This window comes from Microbacterium sp. As-52 (assembly GCF_049949185.1).
Taxonomy (GTDB): Bacteria; Actinomycetota; Actinomycetes; order Actinomycetales; family Microbacteriaceae; genus Microbacterium; species Microbacterium maritypicum_A.
Genome location: NZ_CP188171.1, coordinates 461,423 through 479,593 on the forward strand (window position 1 = coordinate 461,423; position 18,171 = coordinate 479,593).

Sequence of the window (18,171 nt, forward strand, 5' to 3'; positions counted from 1 at the left end):
GGCCCCACCGCCCGGGCGTGTCGCTGGCGCCCTCTCCCATGTTTCTGCCGGATCAGGAATGGTTTCCGCCCTCTGTGGGGGTCGGGAGTACGATCGCGCCATGCCTGCATCTGCGGATTTCCGCCCGGTCGTTCCCCCGCACGATGAAGCCTCGGGGAATGGTGACGCGGGCGCCGCGCTGCTCGATCGCGTGCGGCGTGAACTCGGGATCGACCGTGGCTCGACGGTGCTCCCGCCTCCCCCGACTGTCCCGCTTCCCTCCCGACTGGCCACCGGCGCGCTGGCGTGGGCGAGCGTCAGCGCGGCGGTGCTCGCGGCTGGCTGTTCCCCCGTCTCGCTGGATCCGGCCCGCGTCGCCATCGCCTACCGGAGCGACCGCGTGCTCACGATCGATGGCGACGCTCCCCCGGTCTGGTCCCCGTACTCCGGGTTCTGGGAGACCACCGACGGATGGGTCCGTACGCACGGGAACTACCCGCATCACGCTGCCGCGCTGCGTGCGGGACTCCACCTGCGAGAAGACGCCGATCCGGCTGCCGTTCGTGTTGCACTCGCGGAGCGGAGGACAGCGAGTGCCGTCTCCGACATCACATCCGCCGGCGGTCTGGCTGTTCCTGTCGCCGTCGAGAGGCCCGCCGTCGATCGGGCACTGCGCGAACGACCACTCCTCGAGGTCAGCCGGGTGGATGAGGAATCCGCCTCGCACCCCCGTCGATCGGAGCTCACGGCGACGTCACCCGGTTCCCTCCCCCTGAGCGGCATGCGCGTGCTCGATCTGACGCGCGTCATCGCGGGGCCGGTCTGCACGCGGACCCTCGCTCTTCTCGGCGCCGACGTCTTGCGCATCGATCCCCCGCATCTGCCAGAACCGGCGTGGCAGCATCTCGATACCGGCCACGGCAAACGATCCGCCATACTCGACGCACGCAGTGCCCGACTCCAGGAGTTGCTGGCCGAAGCCGATGCCGTGGTGCTCGGCTACCGACCGGCCGCTCTCGACAGACTCGGGCTGCATCCGGAGCTGCTCGCGCGCCGACACCGTGGGCTCATCGTCGCGCAACTCAGCGCCTGGGGCACGGAGAGTCCGGACCGCGCCGGCTTCGACAGCCTCGTGCAGGCCGAATCCGGCATCTCGCGCATCGAGTCCGCGGAAGGCGGGCGTCCAGGAGCACTCCCGGCGCAGGCCCTCGATCACAGCGCCGGGTATCTTCTCGCCGCCGCGGTGACCACGCTGCTCAGGCGGCGGTCACGGGAGGGAGGGTCACGGATCGTGCGCACGTCACTGCGTCGCGTCGCCGCGGAGCTGCTCGGGATGCCGCGCCGAGGAGACCCCGCAGCCGAGGTCGATTTCGACGTTCGGCCGCACCTCGCGCGATTCGATGTCGACGGGAGCGCCCTCGTGACGGCGCGACCCGCCCTGCCGGGTTTCGAGTTCCGGGCCCCGCATCCCTGGGGATCGGATCAGCCCGTCTGGTGACGGCCGCGCACCGACAGCGCGACGCAGAGAACGAACGTGATCGCGCCCCACAGCGCACATGCCGGAGGAAGAACCCGGTACGCGAGGTGCTGGACGGTGAACTCCGCGTCGAGCGGACCGAAGACGACGAGTCCACCGACCCAGGCGGCGAGCAGGATCACGGGAAGCGACACCCACCATGACACACGCAGCCAGGTGGGTACCGACTGCGTGACTGTGCGACGCGGAGCCTGCCGACACAGCCACAGGAGCGCCCAGACACCGATGATGGCGAGGCCGACCAGGCTCGACCCGTGCTGAAGCCACTTGAATCCGGGGAGCGGACCCCACATCTCATCGAGCCCGGGAATCAGACCGACGCCCCATCGTCCCTCGTGCGTGAAGAGGTCCCACACGATGTGCGAGAGCACCCCGATCACGAGCGACGCGGCGAGCAGGAACGGATACGCGCGCTTCTGACCGATGCCGACCGCCGCTCCTGCTGCCGTGGCCCCGCGATCGGTCCAGTCCTCGGGCAGCCGCCGCGCCACCCACAGCGGACCGAGTTCGGGAACCGCCGGACGCAAGACGACCCGCCAGATCAGGAACAGTGCGAACGCGAGCAGCGCGGTCCACACGACGTTGCCGAACGTATGCGTGAACGAGTAGTTCAGTCCGACACCCCGCACGAACAGTGGCAGGTCAGGCGCCATCGCGCCGATCGCGATCGCCGCCGGCACCAGCGGCGTGCGGACGAACGGCAGCGCGACCAAAGCGTGACTGGCGGTGAACGGCATCCGACCCTGCTACCCGAAGACCTCTGCTGCCGACAGCCGGGGACTCAGTCGAGGAAGACGCCGGCGAGGGTCTTCTTGCCGCGGCGGAGCACGGAGACTCCTCCGGGAAGGGTGCCCTGGACCGCGGCTGTCTCGTCTTCGACCCGTTCGCCGTCGAGAGTGACGCCACCCTGCGTGATCGCACGCCTGGCCTCGGACAGGCTCGCCACCAGACCGGTCGACACCAAGACCTCGACCACCGGTGCACCGAGAGCGACCGTCGCGTTCGGAAGCTCCTCCAGAGCGGTGCGCAGCGTGCCGGCATCGAGCGCGGTCAGATCACCCTGCCCGAACAGTGCCTCGGACGCGGCGATCACGGCCGCAGTCGCCTCGACACCATGCACCGTCGCGACGACCTCGAGGGCGAGCCGCTTCTGCGCAGCCCGACGGAACGGCTCGGTCGCCACGAGTTCGGCATACTCCTCGATCTCGGCTCTGCCGAGGAAGGTGAACACCTTCAGGCGATCGATCACGTCGGCGTCGGTCGTGCTCAGCCAGAACTGGTACATCCGGTACGGGCTGCACATGTCGGCATCGAGCCAGATGGCATTGCCCTCGCTCTTGCCGAACTTGGTGCCGTCGCTGTTCGTGATGAGCGGCGTGCCGATGGCATGCACCGACGCTCCCTCGGCACGACGGATGAGGTCGGTACCACTGGTGAGATTGCCCCACTGATCCGAGCCGCCGGTCTGCAGCACGCAGTCGTACTGCCGGTACAGCTCGAGGAAGTCCATGCCCTGCAGGATCTGGTAGCTGAACTCGGTGTAGCTGATGCCCTCGTCGGAGTTCAGGCGCGCGGCGACCGCATCCTTCTTGAGCATCGTGCCGACACGGAAGTACTTGCCGATCTCGCGCAGGAAGTCGATCGCGCTCAGCGGGGCCGTCCAGTCGAGGTTGTTCACGATGCGGGCGGCGTTGTCGCCCTCGAAGCTGAGGTAGCGCTCGACCTGCGTGCGCAGGCGACCGACCCAGTCCTCGACCGTCTCCCGAGTGTTCAGCGTGCGCTCGGCCGTGGGGCGCGGATCTCCGATGAGTCCGGTCGAGCCGCCGACGAGGCCGAGGGGCTTGTGGCCGGCGAGCTGGATGCGGCGCAGCGTCAACAGCTGCACGAGGTTGCCCAGGTGCAGGCTGGGAGCCGTCGGATCGAACCCGCAGTAATACGTGATGGGGTCTCCCGCGAGCAGGGCGCGCAGCGCCTCCTGGTCGGTGGACACATGGACCAGACCACGCCACACGAGTTCGTCCCACACGTTCTCGAACGTGGGGTCGATCGCCTGGGGTGCGGTCGTCAGAGCGGGAGTTGACACGCGCTCCAGGCTATCAGCGCAGCGCACCGGCGAAACGACTCACACCGGCCCGTCGAGAAGAGTGATCTCGTCCGCAGACAGAGTGATCGACGCGGCATCCATCGCGACGTCGAGCTGATCGACCCTGCTGCCGCCGAGGATCGGGCGGATGCCGCGGGCCAGCTGCCAGGCCAGCACGATCTGCCCCCGTCCGAGCCCTCGCGCCGCCGCGACCTCGCCCAGCACCGCGAGCCGACCTGCGGTTCCGGGATGGTCGTACACCGGGGGCACGGGCTTCGCGGGATTGTCATAGGCCCCCGAGAGCAGGGGCGTGTACGCCCAGATCTCGAGCCCGTTCGCCAGGGCGAAGTCGCACTGCTCATCGCTCAACACACCGAAAGGATGGGCGACCCCGGGGGGAAGCGTTCCCGGTCGCGTGCGCAGGTACGTGCTGTTCAACTGGAACGCGTCGATGGGAACGCTGCCGATGGACCTGGCGTGCGCACGGGCGCGCTCGATGCGCCAGGCCGGGTGGTTCGAGGCACCGACGCGGCTCACAGTGCCGTCTGCGGTGAGCGCCGCGAGAGCGTCCACTGTCTCCTCGATCGCGACCGCCCGGTCCTCCTGGTGCAGCCACAGCAGGTCGATCCTGTCGACGCCCAGACGCGCGAGGCTCCCGTCGACAGCAGCGCGGATGGCTCGCGGGGAGAGCCCTGTCCGATGTTCGGGCCAGGACCCGGGCCACAGGGGTTCGGCACCGACCTTCGTCGAGATGCGGACCTGTGCTCGCGCCTGCGGTCGCGCCGCGAGCCAGCGTCCGAGTACCTCCTCGGAGGCTCCTCCCTGCCCCGTGTCGCTCACCCAGAAGCTGTAGCAGTCGGCGGTGTCGATCCAGATGCCGCCGCGCTCGACGAAGCGGTCGAGCAGTGCGAATGAGGTCTCCTCGTCGACGAGCGTGCCGAAGGACATCGCTCCGAGGACGAGCGGGGATGCAGAGGCGTTCCGGTTGGTCATGACCTCACTGTGCAACCTGGAGTGCGCTCCAGGTCAAGTCCTATGCTCGGTTCATGACCACCTACACGCCGGCGGAGGCTGCGGCACGCTCCGGATTCAGCATCGACACGCTCCGGTACTACGAGCGCGAGGGCATCCTGCCCGCCGTGTCCCGCACCGCGGGCGGACATCGGGGGTACACCGACACCGAGCTCGGACTTCTGGAGTTCCTCAAGTGCCTTCGCGAGACCGGCATGCCCGTCGAACGCCTGCGTCGCTACGGCCGGCTCTGCCAACGCGAGGACACCGTCCCCGAGCGGATAGCGCTCCTCGAGGAGCACGCCGCGACGGTCGAGAAGCAACTCGCCGACGTTCTCGCGCAGCAGCGGCGTCTGGTGGAGAAGCTGGACTGGTACCGGTCGAGAGGCTGAACTGCCGTCAGCTGTGCGCGGCCCACCACACGAGGAACGCGGCGCCGAGGGCGATCACCCAGCTCACCAGGCTGCCGACGAGGAAGTACTCCGCGCGGGCCCCGGTCTCGCCGTCGCGCGAGATCTCCGGGAACCGGACGATGCCCTTCGCCGCGAGCATCGCGGCCAGGATCGGATAGGCCGCAGCGAGAGTGAGGATCAGGACGAGGATGCGCTCCAGCGGTCCGATCAGTCGTCCGCCCTTGAATCCGCTGCGCGGATCTCGGGGCGCTGTCACCGGGAGCGTCGCCGACATCGCGACAGCATCCTCCGTGGCGTCGTCGGAGACACCATCGACCGTCTCGGAGGCCACCGGGGTCTCGGCGGCCGCGACAGTCTCCCTCGACGCGCTCGCTGCCGGGTCTGCCGGGTCCGCCGGGAGCCAGGTGTGCTCCCCGTCGAGCGCCGCACGCACCACGAGATTCGAAGACTCGAGGAGGAAGACCCCGGCTCCCAGCGCCAGCAGCGCGAGGTCGAAGGGCACCTCACCGAACGGCGATCGGAGGTGCCAGATCGCGCCGATCAGACCGGCGTCAGCACGGGCACCGAGCCCGACGACGGCGCCGACGCTCACGACCGCGAGCAGCACGGCGGGCCAGAACCCCAGCGGGGCGGGGCGCCCGGTGGGCATGCACCACACCCAGAGGGCACCGACGACGATCGCGAGCACCATGGGAAGGAGCGCGTCGCTGACGCTGCCGAGCAGGAGCAGGATGACAGCGACGGAGAGATACCCGATCCAACGGCGCGGTGCGAACTGACGCACCAGGTCGGCGGCGCCGACCGCCAGCAGGATGAATCCGGCGACGATCATGCGCGCTCGCCTCGGAGCGCGGCGACGCCCTCGATGAGTGCGGCCGTACCCGCTGTGCGCAGCGACTTCGAGACGCTGGGCTGTGTGATCCCCTCGTCGGTCGCGAGCTCCTGCTGCGATCGACCGAGCAGACGACCGTAGGTGAGCCGTCGTTCCCGCTCGCTCATCGCGCCGACCACCTCGTCGCGGACGAGGAGATAGGCGTTCGATGCGGCGATCGTGCTCTCCATGACCTCATCCTGCCCCGGGGCTCCGACAATCCAGGATCTCGTGCGCGGCACGGCGCGACCCTCACGGGCGTGCACGGTCTCGATCGCCGCGCGGGCCGCATACCACCCCGGTCCGTCGGCGAGCTCGCGATGGACCGACTCGACAGGACGCACCTCCCCCACACCGATGCCGAAGCGGAAGGCGATGCCGTCGGGCAATCGCAGCTGGATCATCAGCAGCGACACCATCGCGTCGCTCAGATCGCGGTAGACACCCTGCTGCTCGTCTCCTACGGTGGGCGTGAGCGGCTGCGTCGCCAGCGGGAGGTCGACCTCCACCGCGGCTATGGTGTCGTCGAGGACGCGTTGCGCGGCGGTGCGATCGTCGAGTCGGCGAGACCCCACGATGTCAGCGAGTACCGCGATGACCATGACATAACCATAACACGAATAATGCTCGACTTATGCGCTTATCGGCTATATCTTGAGAACATGCCTGAATCGCACATGATCCCCTGGTCTCAGGGAACCTGGACCAACGCCCCCGCCTCCCCGTCCACCCTCCCCGACGGTTCGGCTCCGCTCGACATCACCGCCGTGGAAGGCAGCGATGCCTGGCGGCACACCGCCTATGGCTTCGTGCACGATAACGAGCACGCTCTCCTCGCCCCGCTCGCGGTGGGCGAGGCCATGGAGGTCGCTTTCCGGGCCCCGTGGGACGGGCAGTTCGACCAGGCGGGCGTGTTCGTGCGCATCGACGACGAGCACTGGGTCAAGACCGGCCTGGAATACGCCGATGATCACCTCGGGCTCGGCGCCGTGGTCACCGCGGGAGGCTCCGACTGGTCGGTCGGCCACGTCGACGAATGGTTCGAGAGCGAGATCACGGTGCGTGTCAGCCGCTGGGCGGACTCCGTGATCGTGCGTGCCCGCGCCGACGACGGACCGTGGCGACTGGTGCGGGTCGCGCCGTTCGACGGGCAGTCCGCAGCCGCAGCCGGCCCCTTCCTCGCTGCACCCACCCGTGCCGGACTCACCGTCCGCTTCACCCGCTGGGAGCGGTCGGCGGCCGACGCCGAGCTGCACTGAACCGCCGCCGACCGGCCGCCGATGCCTTCGGCTAGAGGCCGAGGGCGTGGGCGGCGGCCTGCGCGCGCGAGACCAGCTCGGCACGCTGCTCCGCGACCCGCACAGGGGCGGTCCCCCCGGCGCCGGTGCGCGATGCGACCGAACCCTCGATCGTCAGGACTTCGCGCACCTCGGGCACGAGATGCGGCGACACCGACAGCAGCAGCTCGTCGGAGGCATCCTCCAGCCCGATCCCCTGCTCCTCGCACGCACGCACGAGCGCACCCGAGATCTCATGGGCATCACGGAAGGGCACCCGGCGCTTCACGAGCCATTCCGCGACATCCGTCGCGAGAGAGAAGCCCTGCGGAGCCAGAGCTGCCATCCGTTCGGTGTCGAAACGCAGCGTCGCGATCATGCCCGCGAAGGCGGGGAGCACCACCTCGAGGGTCTGAACCGAGTCGAACACCGGCTCCTTGTCCTCCTGCAGATCGCGGTTGTACGCGAGCGGAAGGCCCTTGAGCGTGGCCAGCAGACCGGAGAGGTTGCCGATGAGGCGACCCGACTTGCCGCGAGCGAGCTCGGCGATGTCGGGATTCTTCTTCTGCGGCATGATGCTCGAACCCGTGGAGTAGCCATCGTCGAGCGTGACGAAACCGAACTCGCGGGTGTTCCAGAGGATGATCTCCTCGGAGAGGCGCGAGATGTCGACCCCGGTCATCGCCGTGATGAACGCGAACTCCGCCACGACGTCGCGGGCCGCGGTGCCGTCGAGGGAGTTCTCGGCCGGGCGGTCCAGACCCAGCTCCGTCGCCACGAGCGTCGGATCGAGACCGAGCGTGGAACCGGCCAGCGCTCCCCCGCCGTACGGTGAGACGCCGGCACGACGCCGCCAGTCCACGAGGCGTTCGAGTTCGCGCACCAGCGGCCAACCGTGGGCCTGCAGGTGATGGGCGAGCAGCACCGGCTGCGCATGCTGCAGGTGCGTGCGTCCGGGCAGGATCGCGGCGGGATGCGCTTCGGCCTGGGCCACCAGCGCGTCGATCACCCGCAGGATGTCACGGGCGATCACCCGCGCATGATCGATCAGGTACATGCGCACGAGGGTGGCGATCTGGTCGTTGCGGCTGCGACCGGCGCGCAGGCGCCCGCCCAGTTCCGGCCCGAGCTCGGCGATCAACGCCTGCTCGAGCGCGCCGTGCACGTCCTCGTCGGTCGGCACCGGTCGCAGCGTGCCGTCGGCGACCTTGCGCGCCACGGCATCCAGCCCCTCGTGCATCCGTCGTGCCTCGTCGGGTTCGAGGTATCCGGCAGCTTCGAGCGCCGTGGCATGTGCATGCGAGCCGGCGATGTCGTACGGCGCGAGGATCCAGTCGAAGTGCGTGGAACGGCTCAGCTCGACCAGTTCCGGCGACGGGCCCGTGGCGAAGCGGGCGCCCCAGAGCGCGCCCTCGTTGGTGCCTTCGTGTGTCGGTTCGCTCATCACGCGTCCTTCTTGCCGAGGAGCCAGACCAGGAGGGCCTTCTGCGCGTGCAGACGGTTCTCCGCCTCATCCCAGACCACGCTCTGCGGCCCGTCGATCACGCTGGAGTCGACCTCATAGCCGCGATCGGCAGGGAGGCAGTGGATGAAGATCGCCTCGGGGTCGGCGAGCGTCATCGTCTCGGGGGTGACCTTGTAGCCGCCGAGATCGCGGATGCGTGCGAGCTTCTCCTCCTCCTTGCCCATCGAGACCCATGTATCGGTCACCACGACGTCGGCACCGGCGGCAGCCTCGACCGGGTCGGTGTAGAGCGTGATCGAGCCACCGGTCTCGGCAGCGCGGCGATCGGCGGCCTCGATGACATCCGCGCGGGGCGCATAGTCCTCCGGCGAGGCGATGCGCACGTGCATGCCCGCCGTCACACCGGCGAGCGCGTACGAGTGCGCCATGTTGCTCTGTCCGTCGCCGAGGAACGTGAGCGTGAGCCCCTTCAGATCTCCCTTGTGCTCGCGGATCGTCAGCAGATCGGCGAGCAGCTGGCACGGGTGGAAGTCGTCGGAGAGCGCGTTGATGACGGGCACCCTCGTGCCTTCGGCCATCTCTTCGAGCCCGGACTGCGCATAGGTGCGCCACACGATGGCCGCGACCTGGCGCTCGAGGACGCGCGCGGTGTCGGACGGCGTCTCTTTGCCGCCGAGCTGGCTGCTCGCGGTCGAGATGATCAGCGGCGAGCCGCCGAGGTCGGCGATGCCCACCGCGAACGAGACACGGGTGCGCGTGGAGGACTTGTCGAAGATGACCGCGACCGTCTGAGGACCGGCCAGGCTCTTGTCGGCCCAGCGGTCTTTCTTCAGCTCGATGGCGAGGTCGAGGATCTCCGCCTGCTCGGCGGGGGTCAGGTCATCGTCACGCAGCAGGTGGCGGGTCATGCGGATACCTTTCCGGCTACAGAGGCCTGGACGTCGGCGAGAGCGGCCGTGAACAGCTCACGGAACTCGGCGAGTTCGGCGTCGCCGATGGTGAGAGCGGGCGCGATGCGCACCGTCTCGGGGTTGGCGGCGTTGACGATGAGCCCGCGCTCCTGTGCGGCCGCGACGACGGCACCGGCCACCGGAGCGGTGAGCGCGACGCCCACGAGCAGACCACGTCCGCGCACGCCCTCGACCAGCGGGGAGTCGATCCCGAGGAGGATCTCGCGAAGCTCCGCGCCGCGACGGGCCGCGTTCTCCACCAGGCCGGCGCTCTCGATCTCGGCGAGCACGGCGTCGGCGACAGCAGTCGCCAGGGGATTGCCCCCGAACGTCGAGCCGTGCGACCCCGGGGTGAACAGTGCGCTCGCGCTGCCGTAGGTGACCAGCGCGCCGATCGGGAAACCGCCGCCGATCCCCTTCGCGAGCGTGATCGCATCGGGAATGATGCCCTCGTGGCTGAACCCGAACCACTCACCGGTGCGGCCGGCTCCGGTCTGGATCTCGTCGACGATCAGGAGCGCGCCGTGCGCGAGGGTCAGCGAGCGGGCGGCGGCGAGGTACCCCTCCGGCAGCTCGACCACTCCGGCCTCGCCCTGGATCGGCTCGACGATGATCGCGGCGACGCGGTCGTCCATCGCCGCTTCCAATGCCTCGATCGTGGCGGGGATGTGCTCGACGCCCGCGGGCATCGGCTCGAACGGCGCGCGCATCGATGCCTTCGCGGTGAGAGCGAGCGAGCCCATGGTGCGTCCGTGGAAGCCGTTCTCGAGCGCGAGGATGCGCGGCCGCTCGGTGCCCCCGTGCAGCCGGGCGAGCTTGAAAGCGGCCTCGTTGGCCTCGGCGCCCGAGTTCGAGAAGAACACCCGCCCGTCGATACCGGCACCCGCGAGACGCTTGATGCGTGCGGCGAGTGCGAGCTGGGGCGGGGTGGCGAAGTAGTTCGACACGTGCGCGAGTGTGGCCGCCTGCGTCGAGACGGCCTCGACGAAGGCCGGGTGCGCGTGCCCGAGGGAGGTCACCGCGATGCCGGCGAGGAAGTCGAGGTGGCGTCGACCGTCGGCATCCCACAGGTACGAGCCCTCACCGCGGACCAGCAGCGCGAGCCGCTCCCCCGCATTGAGCACGAGATCGCGTGCCGCGTCGTCCTGCCAGACGGTCATCCCGTCACCTCCGACTTTCCCAGGACCACTTCGGTCCCGATTCCCTTGCTGGTGAACAGTTCGACGAGCACCGAATGCGGCACCCGTCCGTCGATGATCGCGGCCGCGTCCACGCCGCCTTCGACCGCGTCGAGGCAGGCGCGCATCTTGGGGATCATCCCCGACTCGAGCTTCGGCAGCATCTCGATGAGGGCCTCCGAGGTCAGGTGCGAGACGAGGGAGTCGCGGTTCGGCCAGTCGGCGTAGAGCCCCGGCACATCCGTGAGGATCACGAGTTTGCGCGCATGCAAGGACACGGCGAGAGCCGCGGCGGCGGCATCGGCGTTGACGTTGAGCGACTGGCCGGGATGATCGAGATCAGGCGCGATGCTCGACACCACCGGGATGCGCCCGGCGGCGAGATGGTCGAGCACGGGAGTCGGATCGACTTCGACGACATCGCCGACGCGACCGAGGTCGACCTCTTCGCCGTCGATCACGACACCGCGACGGCGCCCGCCGAAGAGTCCGGCGTCCTCCCCGCTGAGGCCGGTCGCGATCGGCCCGTGCGAGTTGATCTTGGACACCAGCTGCGGATTGACCTGACCGGTGAGCACCATGCGCACGACGCTGATCGCCTCGGTGTTGGTGACCCGGTAGCCGCCCTTGAACTCGCTGGGGATCTCGAGCCGCTGCAGCATGTTCGAGATCTGCGGGCCGCCGCCGTGCACGACGACCGGCAGTACGCCGACGTAACGGAGGTAGGCGATGTCCTGCGCGAAGGCGTCCTGCAGCTCCTCCGACACCATCGCGTTCCCGCCGTACTTGATGACGACGATCTGGTCGCGGAACTTCTTCAGCCACGGCAGCGACTCGATGAGGGTCGTGGCCTTCTGTGCGGCGACTTCGGCCGGGGTGTCCTGGATGTCGGTCATGAGGCGTAGGCGCTGTTCTCGTGCACGTAGTCGTGGGTGAGGTCGTTCGTGAGCACGGTCGCCGTCGACTCGCCGACCTTGAGGTCGATCACGAGGTGCGTGGCGCGCGGCATGAGGTCGACCTCTTCACGGGGACGGTCGGGGCCGCCCGCCGTGCAGACGCGGACGCCGTTCATCCAGACGTCGACGTCGTAGGGATCGAACTGCGCGTTCGTGGTGCCGATCGCGGCGAGCACACGGCCCCAGTTCGGGTCGTTGCCGAAGATGGCGGCCTTGAAGAGGTTGTTGCGGGCGACCGACCGGCCGACCTCGACGGCGTCCTGCTCGGAGACCGCGTGCTGCACCTCGATCGTGATGTCGTGACTCGCGCCCTCGGCATCGCCCTGCAGCTTGACCGCGAGCTCTTGGCACAGCTCGATCAGCGCGGCGGCGAAGTCGTCGAGATCGGGCACGACCTCGGAGGCGCCGTTGGCGAGGAGGGTGACCTGATCGTTCGTCGACATGCAGCCGTCGGAGTCGAGCCGGTCGAAGGTCCGCCCGGTCGCACGGCGCAGCACGTCATCGGCCTGGAGCGGCTCGAGGACGGCGTCGGTCGTGATCACGACCAGCATCGTGGCGAGGCCCGGCGCGAGCATTCCTGCTCCCTTCGCCATCCCACCGATCGTCCAGCCGTCGCGGCTGACCACGGCGGTCTTCGCGACGGTGTCGGTGGTCATGATGGCGTGCGCCGCGCTCTCTCCGCCATCAGCGCTGAGCTCGGCGATCGCCTGCTCCGTGCCGGCGAGCACACGCGCACGGAACGTCTCGTCTCCTGTGCCGATGAGACCGGTGGAGCAGATCAGCACGTCGCCGGCGCTGACACCGAGGAGCTCGGCCGCCTTCTCAGCCGTCTGATGCGTCGTCTGGAATCCGAAAGCGCCGGTGAAGCAGTTCGCCCCGCCGGAGTTGAGCACGACGGCCTCGACCACCCGGTCGGCGACGGCCTGCTGCGACCAGATGATCGGGTTGGCCTTGGCGCGGTTGCTCGTGAAGACGGCGGCGCCGACCTTGCGCGGTCCGCGGTTGACGACGACGGCGACATCGGGCTTGCCGGTGGACTTGAGTCCTGCGGCCACACCGGCCGCCTCGAAACCTGCGGGGGCGGTGACGCTCACGGCGCGACTCCGTTCACTGAGAGGGCGCGGGCCTCGGGAAGCCCCAGCGCGATGTTCATGGATTGGATGGCAGCGCCGGCGGTGCCCTTGACGAGGTTGTCGACCGCGGTGACCACGGTCACCCGGTTCGCGGCGCGATCGATCGCGAGCCCGATCAGCGCGGTGTTGGCGCCGAGCACGTCGGCCGTGCGCGGGAAGCGTCCCTCCGGCAGCAGCTGCACGAAGGTCTCGTCGCCGTAGGCGCTCTGCCAGGCGTCGCGGATCTGCGCATCGGTCACGCCGTCGGCGATCCGTGCGGTCGATGTGGCGAGGATTCCGCGCGACATGGGCACCAGCACCGGAGTGAAGGAGATACGGATGCCGTCGGCGTCGATACCCGATGCCGCGGCGAGCGCCTGACGGATCTCCGGTATGTGCCGGTGGGATCCCCCGACCGCATACGGGTTCGCGGTGCCGAGGATCTCGCTGCCGAGAAGGTTCGTCTTGAGGCTCTTCCCGGCACCGGACGGACCGACCGCCAGCACCGAGACGATGTCCGCGGGGTCGATCACGCCGGCGGCGACGCCCGGCGCGAGGCTGAGACTCACGGTCGAGGCGTTGCAGCCGGGAGCCGCGATGCGCGTCGCGCCGCGGAGGTGCTCTCTTTGCTTGACCCCGTCGATCAGGAGCTCGGGGACGCCGTATGTCCAGGGCTCGTGGAACGCCCCGCCGTAGAACGCCTCCCACGCGGACGCCGACGTGAGCCGATGGTCGGCTCCGGCATCGATCACGAGCGGAGCCGCACCGAGCGCATCGGTGTACTGCCCCGACTGCCCGTGCGGGAGTGCGAGGAACACGATGTCGTGGCCGGAGAGGATCTCGGGCGTCGTGTCCTGCAGGGTGAGGTGTGCCAGAGAACGCAGATGCGGCTGGTGGTCGACGAGAGGCTGCCCGGCGTTCGAGTGCGCCGTGACGGTGCGGATCTCCATGTCGGGATGATCGGCCAGGAGACGGAGGATCTCGCCGCCTGCGTAGCCGGATGCGCCGGAGACGGCGACGGAATACGTCATGCTTCTACCTTAACGGTCGGGTCCTTCCTCGAAGGGAGGACCGGGGACGGGGCCGGAGGCGGCGACACCGGCTCTCGACCGCTGCGCGTGCGCAGGCAGGAGGGCGGGGTCGCCTACAGTCGGCGGCCGCGGCGTCGGCGCACAGCGATGACGCTCGGAGCGAGCGTCGGAGAAGCGGTGGCGGCCGAAGGCATGTCGCGACAGTAGCGCGGCCCCGGCGGCCACCGCAAATCCACCCCGTCATCTGAGCGGCTGCAGCCCCATCGGCGCGGCGAAGAAGGCGAGCTCGTGTGCGCTCGATACCGCGAACACCCGGCGCATGCGCGCACGGGTCGGGGCATCGGCCTGCGCCGCAGCCCCGGAAGCGTAGGCGATCGCCTTCTCCGTCGCCGCCTCGAATGCCGGATCCGCGTACGTCGTGAGCCAGGACGCGTAGGGATGCTGCGGATCCCGCGCGTACTCCCCGAACTCTCCGGCATGCAGGCGTCGGCCGAGGTCGGTGTAGAGCCAGAAGCAGGGAAGGACGGCCGCGACGATCTCGCCGTAGTCGCCGCCGAACGCGACGGAGCGCAGGTGGTCGAGGTACGCGGTGGTCGCCGGCCCCGGCTCGGCGGCGAACGTCGCCGCGCTCACTCCCTGAGCCGGGGTCAGGTACGACGCGTGCAGCTCGAGTTCACCCACGATCGAGCCTTGCGCGGAATCGGCCCAGAAGGCCTGTTCCTCCGACGTCGGCGCGAGCCGGGCGGCTTCGGCGAGGACACGGGCGTACTCGCGCAGATACAGCGCGTCCTGCGCGAGATAGATCAGGAAGGGGCCGCGCTCCAGCGTCCCGTCGGCGAGCGCTCGGATGAACGGGAGTTCGTCGATCCCCGCGCGGATCTCCGCGATGTCCTGCCACCAGTCCGCGGCGATGTCGTCAGCCGCCGGTCGGGTCTGCGCCGCCGCACGCTCCCGGAGTCCGGCGAAATGGTCGATCGGCCCGTGACCCCGCCCCACGCTCAGCGCGTCCCCCGCGCGCAGGGATTCGCGGAGCCAGGCGCGCGCGGCGCTGACCGCATCGGCCGGCCGCTCCCCGCGCGCGAGGAGCGTCGCGAGCGCGGACGACAGCGAACAGCCGGTGCCGTGCGTGTTCCTGGTCGGGATCCGGGTGCCGGCGAACTCCTGGCGCGTCCCGCGATGCGTATCGACCAGCGCATCCGGAGCCGAATCGCCGTCGAGGTGTCCCCCCTTGACCAGGACAGCCGCCCCGACCGCGGCCGACAGCTGCTCCGCCGCGGAGAGCGCGTCCTCCCAGTCGAGGACGTCGCGGCCGGACAGCACTGCGAGCTCGGCGAGGTTCGGTGTCACCAGAGTCGCCCGCGCGAGGAGATCGTGCAGCGCTCGCTCGGCATCCGGATCCAGCAGCCGATCGCCGGAGGTCGCCACCATCACGGGGTCGAGCACGACGACCGGCGGACGAACGCGGTCGAGCCACGCACCCACCACGCGGATGACGTCGGCGTCGGCGAGCATCCCGATCTTCACGGCGTCGATCACGATGTCGTCCGACACCGCATCCAGCTGCGCGCGGAGGAAGTGCGCGGGGGGCACGTGCACGGCACGCACTCCCTGCGTGTTCTGCGCCGTCAGCGCAGTGAGGACCGCCATCCCGTATCCGCCGTTCGCGGCGATGGACTTGAGGTCGGCCTGGATGCCCGCGCCCCCGGACGGATCGCTGCCGGCGATGCTGAGCACCCTCGGCACGGCGCCGGCGAGCCAGCGCCGGCGGAACTCCGCTGCCGTGGCCTCGGGATCGTCGGCGGCGCACAGCACCGAGACGACGGCGAGGCCGGCCGCACCGGCGTCGCGGAGGGGTTCCGTGTCATCGATGCCGACGCCGCCGATCGCCACGCACGGCAGAGAGCTGGCAGCCACGAGATCACGGAAGCCGTCGACGCCGAGAGGAGCGGGGTGATCGGGTTTGGTGGCGGTCGGACGGATCACACCGACACCCAGATAGTCGACGGTGCCGGCGGGCAGAGCATCGACCGCGTCGAGATGCGCACGGGTGTTCGCGGTGAGGCCGACCAGCGCGTCGGGTCCGAGCGCCTCACGCGCACGCAGCACGGAGGCATCGCCCTGTCCCAGATGCACGCCGTCGACCCGAGCGCCCCGTTCCCGGGCAGCGACCACGGCGTCCAGCCGGTCGTTCACGACGAGCAGCGCCCGCCCGTCGATCACCCGCGACAACGCGATCAGCTGATCGACCGTCTCGGCGTCGGTCGCGTCCTTATCGCGCAATTGGACGATCCGCACCCCACCGTCGACCGCTCGGCGCACCGTCTCGACGACGCCCCTGTCCCCGCAGAGCGCCGCGTCCGTGACGAGGTAGAGCGAGAGATCGGCGTTCACCGGACACCGCCTTCGACGCGTGCATCGGCTCTGATGTCGTCGGGGCCCACCGCGGCGAGCGCATCCAGCAGGGCGACGGCGAAGCTGCCCGGCCCCGTGGATGTCGCCGCTGCCCGCTCGGCGGCGATCGTGTAGACGAGGCTCGCGGAAGCCACAGCGGTCAGCGCATCGTGATCCGTCGCCTCGGCCGCACCGAGGAAGGCCGCCATCACCGCGCCGAGCGCGCATCCTCCTCCGGTCACGCGGGTCAGCAGCTCGTGGCCGTTGGCGAGGCGCAGCATCCGCTCCCCGTCAGTGATGAGATCGATAGGCCCCGATACCGCGACCACCGCGCCCGTGGTCCGCGCGAGGGTTGCGGCGGCATCGGCTGCGGAGTCCGTGCTGTCGGTGGCATCCACCCCACGTCCGCCCGTGCTGAGCCCGGCGAGGGCGAGGATCTCGGAGGCGTTGCCGCGGATAGCGGTCGGTCGGTGCTGCGCGAGCCGGTGGGCGAGGGCGGTGCGCACCGGAAGCGCACCGATAGCTACCGGGTCGAGAACCCAAGGCGTACCGTTCGCCGCGGCTCCGGCGACCGCCTCCAGACTCGCCGCCCGCTGCTCGGGCGTGGGAGTCCCCAGGTTGATCAGCACCCCGGAGGCGACCCCGGCGAACATCCCCGCCTCGTCGACGATGTCGACCATCGCGGGTGCGGCCCCCAGTGCCAGCAGCACGTTGGCGGTGAATCCCGTCACGACCGCATTGGTGATGCAGTGCGTCAACGGCGGAGCCTCGCGCAGCACCTCCAGGAGGGTCGCGGCGGAACCGGCGAGGTCGTGGGTGGATTCAGGACGCAGAAGATCGCTCATCGCGACATCCCTTCGCTAGTACGAACTAGATCAGGTTCGACGGGTCTGTTCTCAGCCGCGGATCGCGGCACCCCGTGTCACTGCTCGCAGTCTAGCGATCGCTCAGCAGCGCCCTCTCCTCCGCCCGCGTGAGTCCGGCTCGGCGTTCCCGGTCGACGCCGCGTCTCCGCTCGTCGACGATGACGCGCTCGATCGTGTCCGTGATCGGACGGAGTCGTCCCCCGCTCGCGTGGAACGCGCGATTCGAGCGGGTCATGAAACCGCTCATGTCAGTCGGAAGCCACAGCGGCAGGGAGCGCGGTCCCGCCCAGTACTCGACGTCGTGCGCACGGAGCCATCCCTCGTCCGCGACGAACACGGAGCCGGTGTGACCGACCGCGAGGCGCACCGCACCCAGCACATCGGCGAGGGGGTGCTCATCGCCCACGCCGTTGACCGCGCCGCTGCGTGTGGCCGTGACGATGTACGCCGCGAGATCGTCGACATCGATGACCTGCGTGCTCCTTCCCTCGAGCGGCGGCAGCAGCACGGCTTCCGAGCCTGCTCGCGCGAACGCCGCCGCCCAGTACCCGAACCGGTCGCTGGGGTCGCCGTCGCCCACGATGAGCCCAGGGCGCACGATGAAGCCGCGCTCCCCCAGGCGCAGGACAGCATCTTCGGCTGCTGCCTTCTGCGCACCGTAGTCGTACTCATCACCCGGGCTCGCAGCCGGATGTCGCGGCGTCGACTCATCTGCTCCGACCGTCTCGTCATCGGAGTACACCGACACGGACGATACGTAGGTCCAGCGCCCCGCCCGATCGCCGAGCGCATCGACCGCGGTCTCGACCTGCACCGCCTGGGACGAGACGTCCACGACGTGATCCCAGTCCCGCCGCGAGAGATCGGCATAGACGTCGGCATCCTCACGATCGCCGCGCACGAGCACGGTACCCTCGGGGGCCGGACGGGAACCGCGGCCGAGACACGTGACCGCGGCGCCTTCGTCGACCCACCTCCGGGCGATGCGCCCGGAGAGCCAGCCCGTACCGCCGAGGATCAGAACATCCGTCATGATTCCATGTCATCAGGT

Annotated in this window: 17 protein-coding genes and 1 riboswitch; of the genes, 3 read left to right on the forward strand and 14 right to left on the reverse strand. The window is 69.7% G+C overall.

Features of this window, described 5'->3' with window-relative positions:
• Positions 1–100 precede the first annotated feature (100 nt).
• Positions 101–1,477, forward strand: a complete 1,377-nt coding sequence (locus ACLFA2_RS02220) for a CoA transferase (RefSeq protein WP_426621955.1) — start codon at positions 101–103, stop codon at positions 1,475–1,477.
• On the opposite strand, the gene ACLFA2_RS02225 is transcribed toward ACLFA2_RS02220, so the two are convergent.
• The 3 genes from ACLFA2_RS02225 to ACLFA2_RS02235 are packed head-to-tail and all read right to left on the reverse strand — an operon-like array spanning position 1,462 to position 4,592.
• The gene (locus tag ACLFA2_RS02225) at positions 1,462–2,253 is read right to left on the reverse strand and encodes a DUF4184 family protein (protein WP_347125323.1); all 792 of its coding nucleotides are present in this window, start codon (positions 2,251–2,253) and stop codon (positions 1,462–1,464) included. The two genes, ACLFA2_RS02220 and ACLFA2_RS02225, sit on opposite strands and share 16 nt — an antisense overlap.
• A gap of 44 nt (positions 2,254–2,297) precedes the next feature.
• Positions 2,298–3,599 carry a tyrosine--tRNA ligase gene (tyrS, locus tag ACLFA2_RS02230; RefSeq protein WP_021199745.1) on the reverse strand — a complete coding sequence of 434 codons (1,302 nt, stop codon included), beginning with the start codon at positions 3,597–3,599 and terminating at the stop codon, positions 2,298–2,300.
• A 39-nt stretch (positions 3,600–3,638) separates the two neighbouring features.
• Complete coding sequence (locus ACLFA2_RS02235; RefSeq protein ID WP_426621956.1) at positions 3,639–4,592, reverse strand: aldo/keto reductase; 954 nt, start codon at positions 4,590–4,592, stop codon at positions 3,639–3,641.
• A 53-nt stretch (positions 4,593–4,645) separates the two neighbouring features.
• Between ACLFA2_RS02235 and ACLFA2_RS02240 the strand changes: the two genes are divergently transcribed.
• Positions 4,646–5,002: a MerR family transcriptional regulator gene (locus ACLFA2_RS02240; protein WP_426621957.1), complete on the forward strand. Its 357-nt coding sequence runs from the start codon at positions 4,646–4,648 to the stop codon at positions 5,000–5,002.
• A gap of 7 nt (positions 5,003–5,009) precedes the next feature.
• On the opposite strand, the gene ACLFA2_RS02245 is transcribed toward ACLFA2_RS02240, so the two are convergent.
• Positions 5,010–5,855 (reverse strand): hypothetical protein, encoded by an 846-nt coding sequence (locus ACLFA2_RS02245; RefSeq protein WP_426621958.1) that lies wholly within the window; start codon positions 5,853–5,855, stop codon positions 5,010–5,012.
• On the reverse strand, positions 5,852–6,496 hold the full coding sequence (locus ACLFA2_RS02250) for a SatD family protein (protein ID WP_167253478.1): 645 nt from the start codon (positions 6,494–6,496) through the stop codon (positions 5,852–5,854). The genes ACLFA2_RS02245 and ACLFA2_RS02250 overlap by 4 nt, the downstream gene beginning before the upstream one ends.
• Before the next feature lie 60 nt (positions 6,497–6,556).
• On the opposite strand from ACLFA2_RS02250, the gene ACLFA2_RS02255 reads away from it, so the two are divergent.
• Complete coding sequence (locus ACLFA2_RS02255; RefSeq protein WP_029260622.1) at positions 6,557–7,153, forward strand: DUF1349 domain-containing protein; 597 nt, start codon at positions 6,557–6,559, stop codon at positions 7,151–7,153.
• A 31-nt stretch (positions 7,154–7,184) separates the two neighbouring features.
• Here ACLFA2_RS02255 and argH read toward each other — a convergent pair whose 3' ends face one another.
• From argH to ACLFA2_RS02300, 9 genes are all read right to left on the reverse strand, one after another.
• A complete protein-coding gene (gene argH / locus ACLFA2_RS02260) occupies positions 7,185–8,615 on the reverse strand; it encodes an argininosuccinate lyase (protein ID WP_136025182.1) in 1,431 nt (476 codons plus the stop codon).
• A complete protein-coding gene (gene argF, locus ACLFA2_RS02265) occupies positions 8,615–9,544 on the reverse strand; it encodes an ornithine carbamoyltransferase (protein ID WP_021199752.1) in 930 nt (309 codons plus the stop codon). Before argF ends, argH begins: the two co-directional genes overlap by 1 nt.
• Positions 9,541–10,746 carry an acetylornithine transaminase gene (locus tag ACLFA2_RS02270; RefSeq protein WP_021199753.1) on the reverse strand — a complete coding sequence of 402 codons (1,206 nt, stop codon included), beginning with the start codon at positions 10,744–10,746 and terminating at the stop codon, positions 9,541–9,543. Before ACLFA2_RS02270 ends, argF begins: the two co-directional genes overlap by 4 nt.
• On the reverse strand, positions 10,743–11,660 hold the full coding sequence (argB, locus tag ACLFA2_RS02275; protein ID WP_021199754.1) for an acetylglutamate kinase: 918 nt from the start codon (positions 11,658–11,660) through the stop codon (positions 10,743–10,745). Before argB ends, ACLFA2_RS02270 begins: the two co-directional genes overlap by 4 nt.
• Positions 11,657–12,814, reverse strand: a complete 1,158-nt coding sequence (gene argJ / locus ACLFA2_RS02280; RefSeq protein ID WP_167253474.1) for a bifunctional glutamate N-acetyltransferase/amino-acid acetyltransferase ArgJ — start codon at positions 12,812–12,814, stop codon at positions 11,657–11,659. The genes argB and argJ overlap by 4 nt, the downstream gene beginning before the upstream one ends.
• Positions 12,811–13,863: an N-acetyl-gamma-glutamyl-phosphate reductase gene (gene argC, locus ACLFA2_RS02285; RefSeq protein ID WP_021199756.1), complete on the reverse strand. Its 1,053-nt coding sequence runs from the start codon at positions 13,861–13,863 to the stop codon at positions 12,811–12,813. Before argC ends, argJ begins: the two co-directional genes overlap by 4 nt.
• 240 nt (positions 13,864–14,103) lie before the next feature.
• Positions 14,104–16,254 (reverse strand): bifunctional hydroxymethylpyrimidine kinase/phosphomethylpyrimidine kinase, encoded by a 2,151-nt coding sequence (locus ACLFA2_RS02290; protein ID WP_426621959.1) that lies wholly within the window; start codon positions 16,252–16,254, stop codon positions 14,104–14,106.
• Positions 16,251–17,099, reverse strand: a complete 849-nt coding sequence (gene thiM, locus ACLFA2_RS02295) for a hydroxyethylthiazole kinase (protein WP_167253470.1) — start codon at positions 17,097–17,099, stop codon at positions 16,251–16,253. The genes ACLFA2_RS02290 and thiM overlap by 4 nt, the downstream gene beginning before the upstream one ends.
• Positions 17,090–17,184: riboswitch (TPP riboswitch) on the reverse strand. (Overlaps the previous gene by 10 nt.)
• 6 nt (positions 17,185–17,190) lie before the next feature.
• Positions 17,191–18,153, reverse strand: a complete 963-nt coding sequence (locus ACLFA2_RS02300) for an NAD-dependent epimerase/dehydratase family protein (RefSeq protein WP_426621960.1) — start codon at positions 18,151–18,153, stop codon at positions 17,191–17,193.
• Positions 18,154–18,171: the final 18 nt, after the last annotated feature.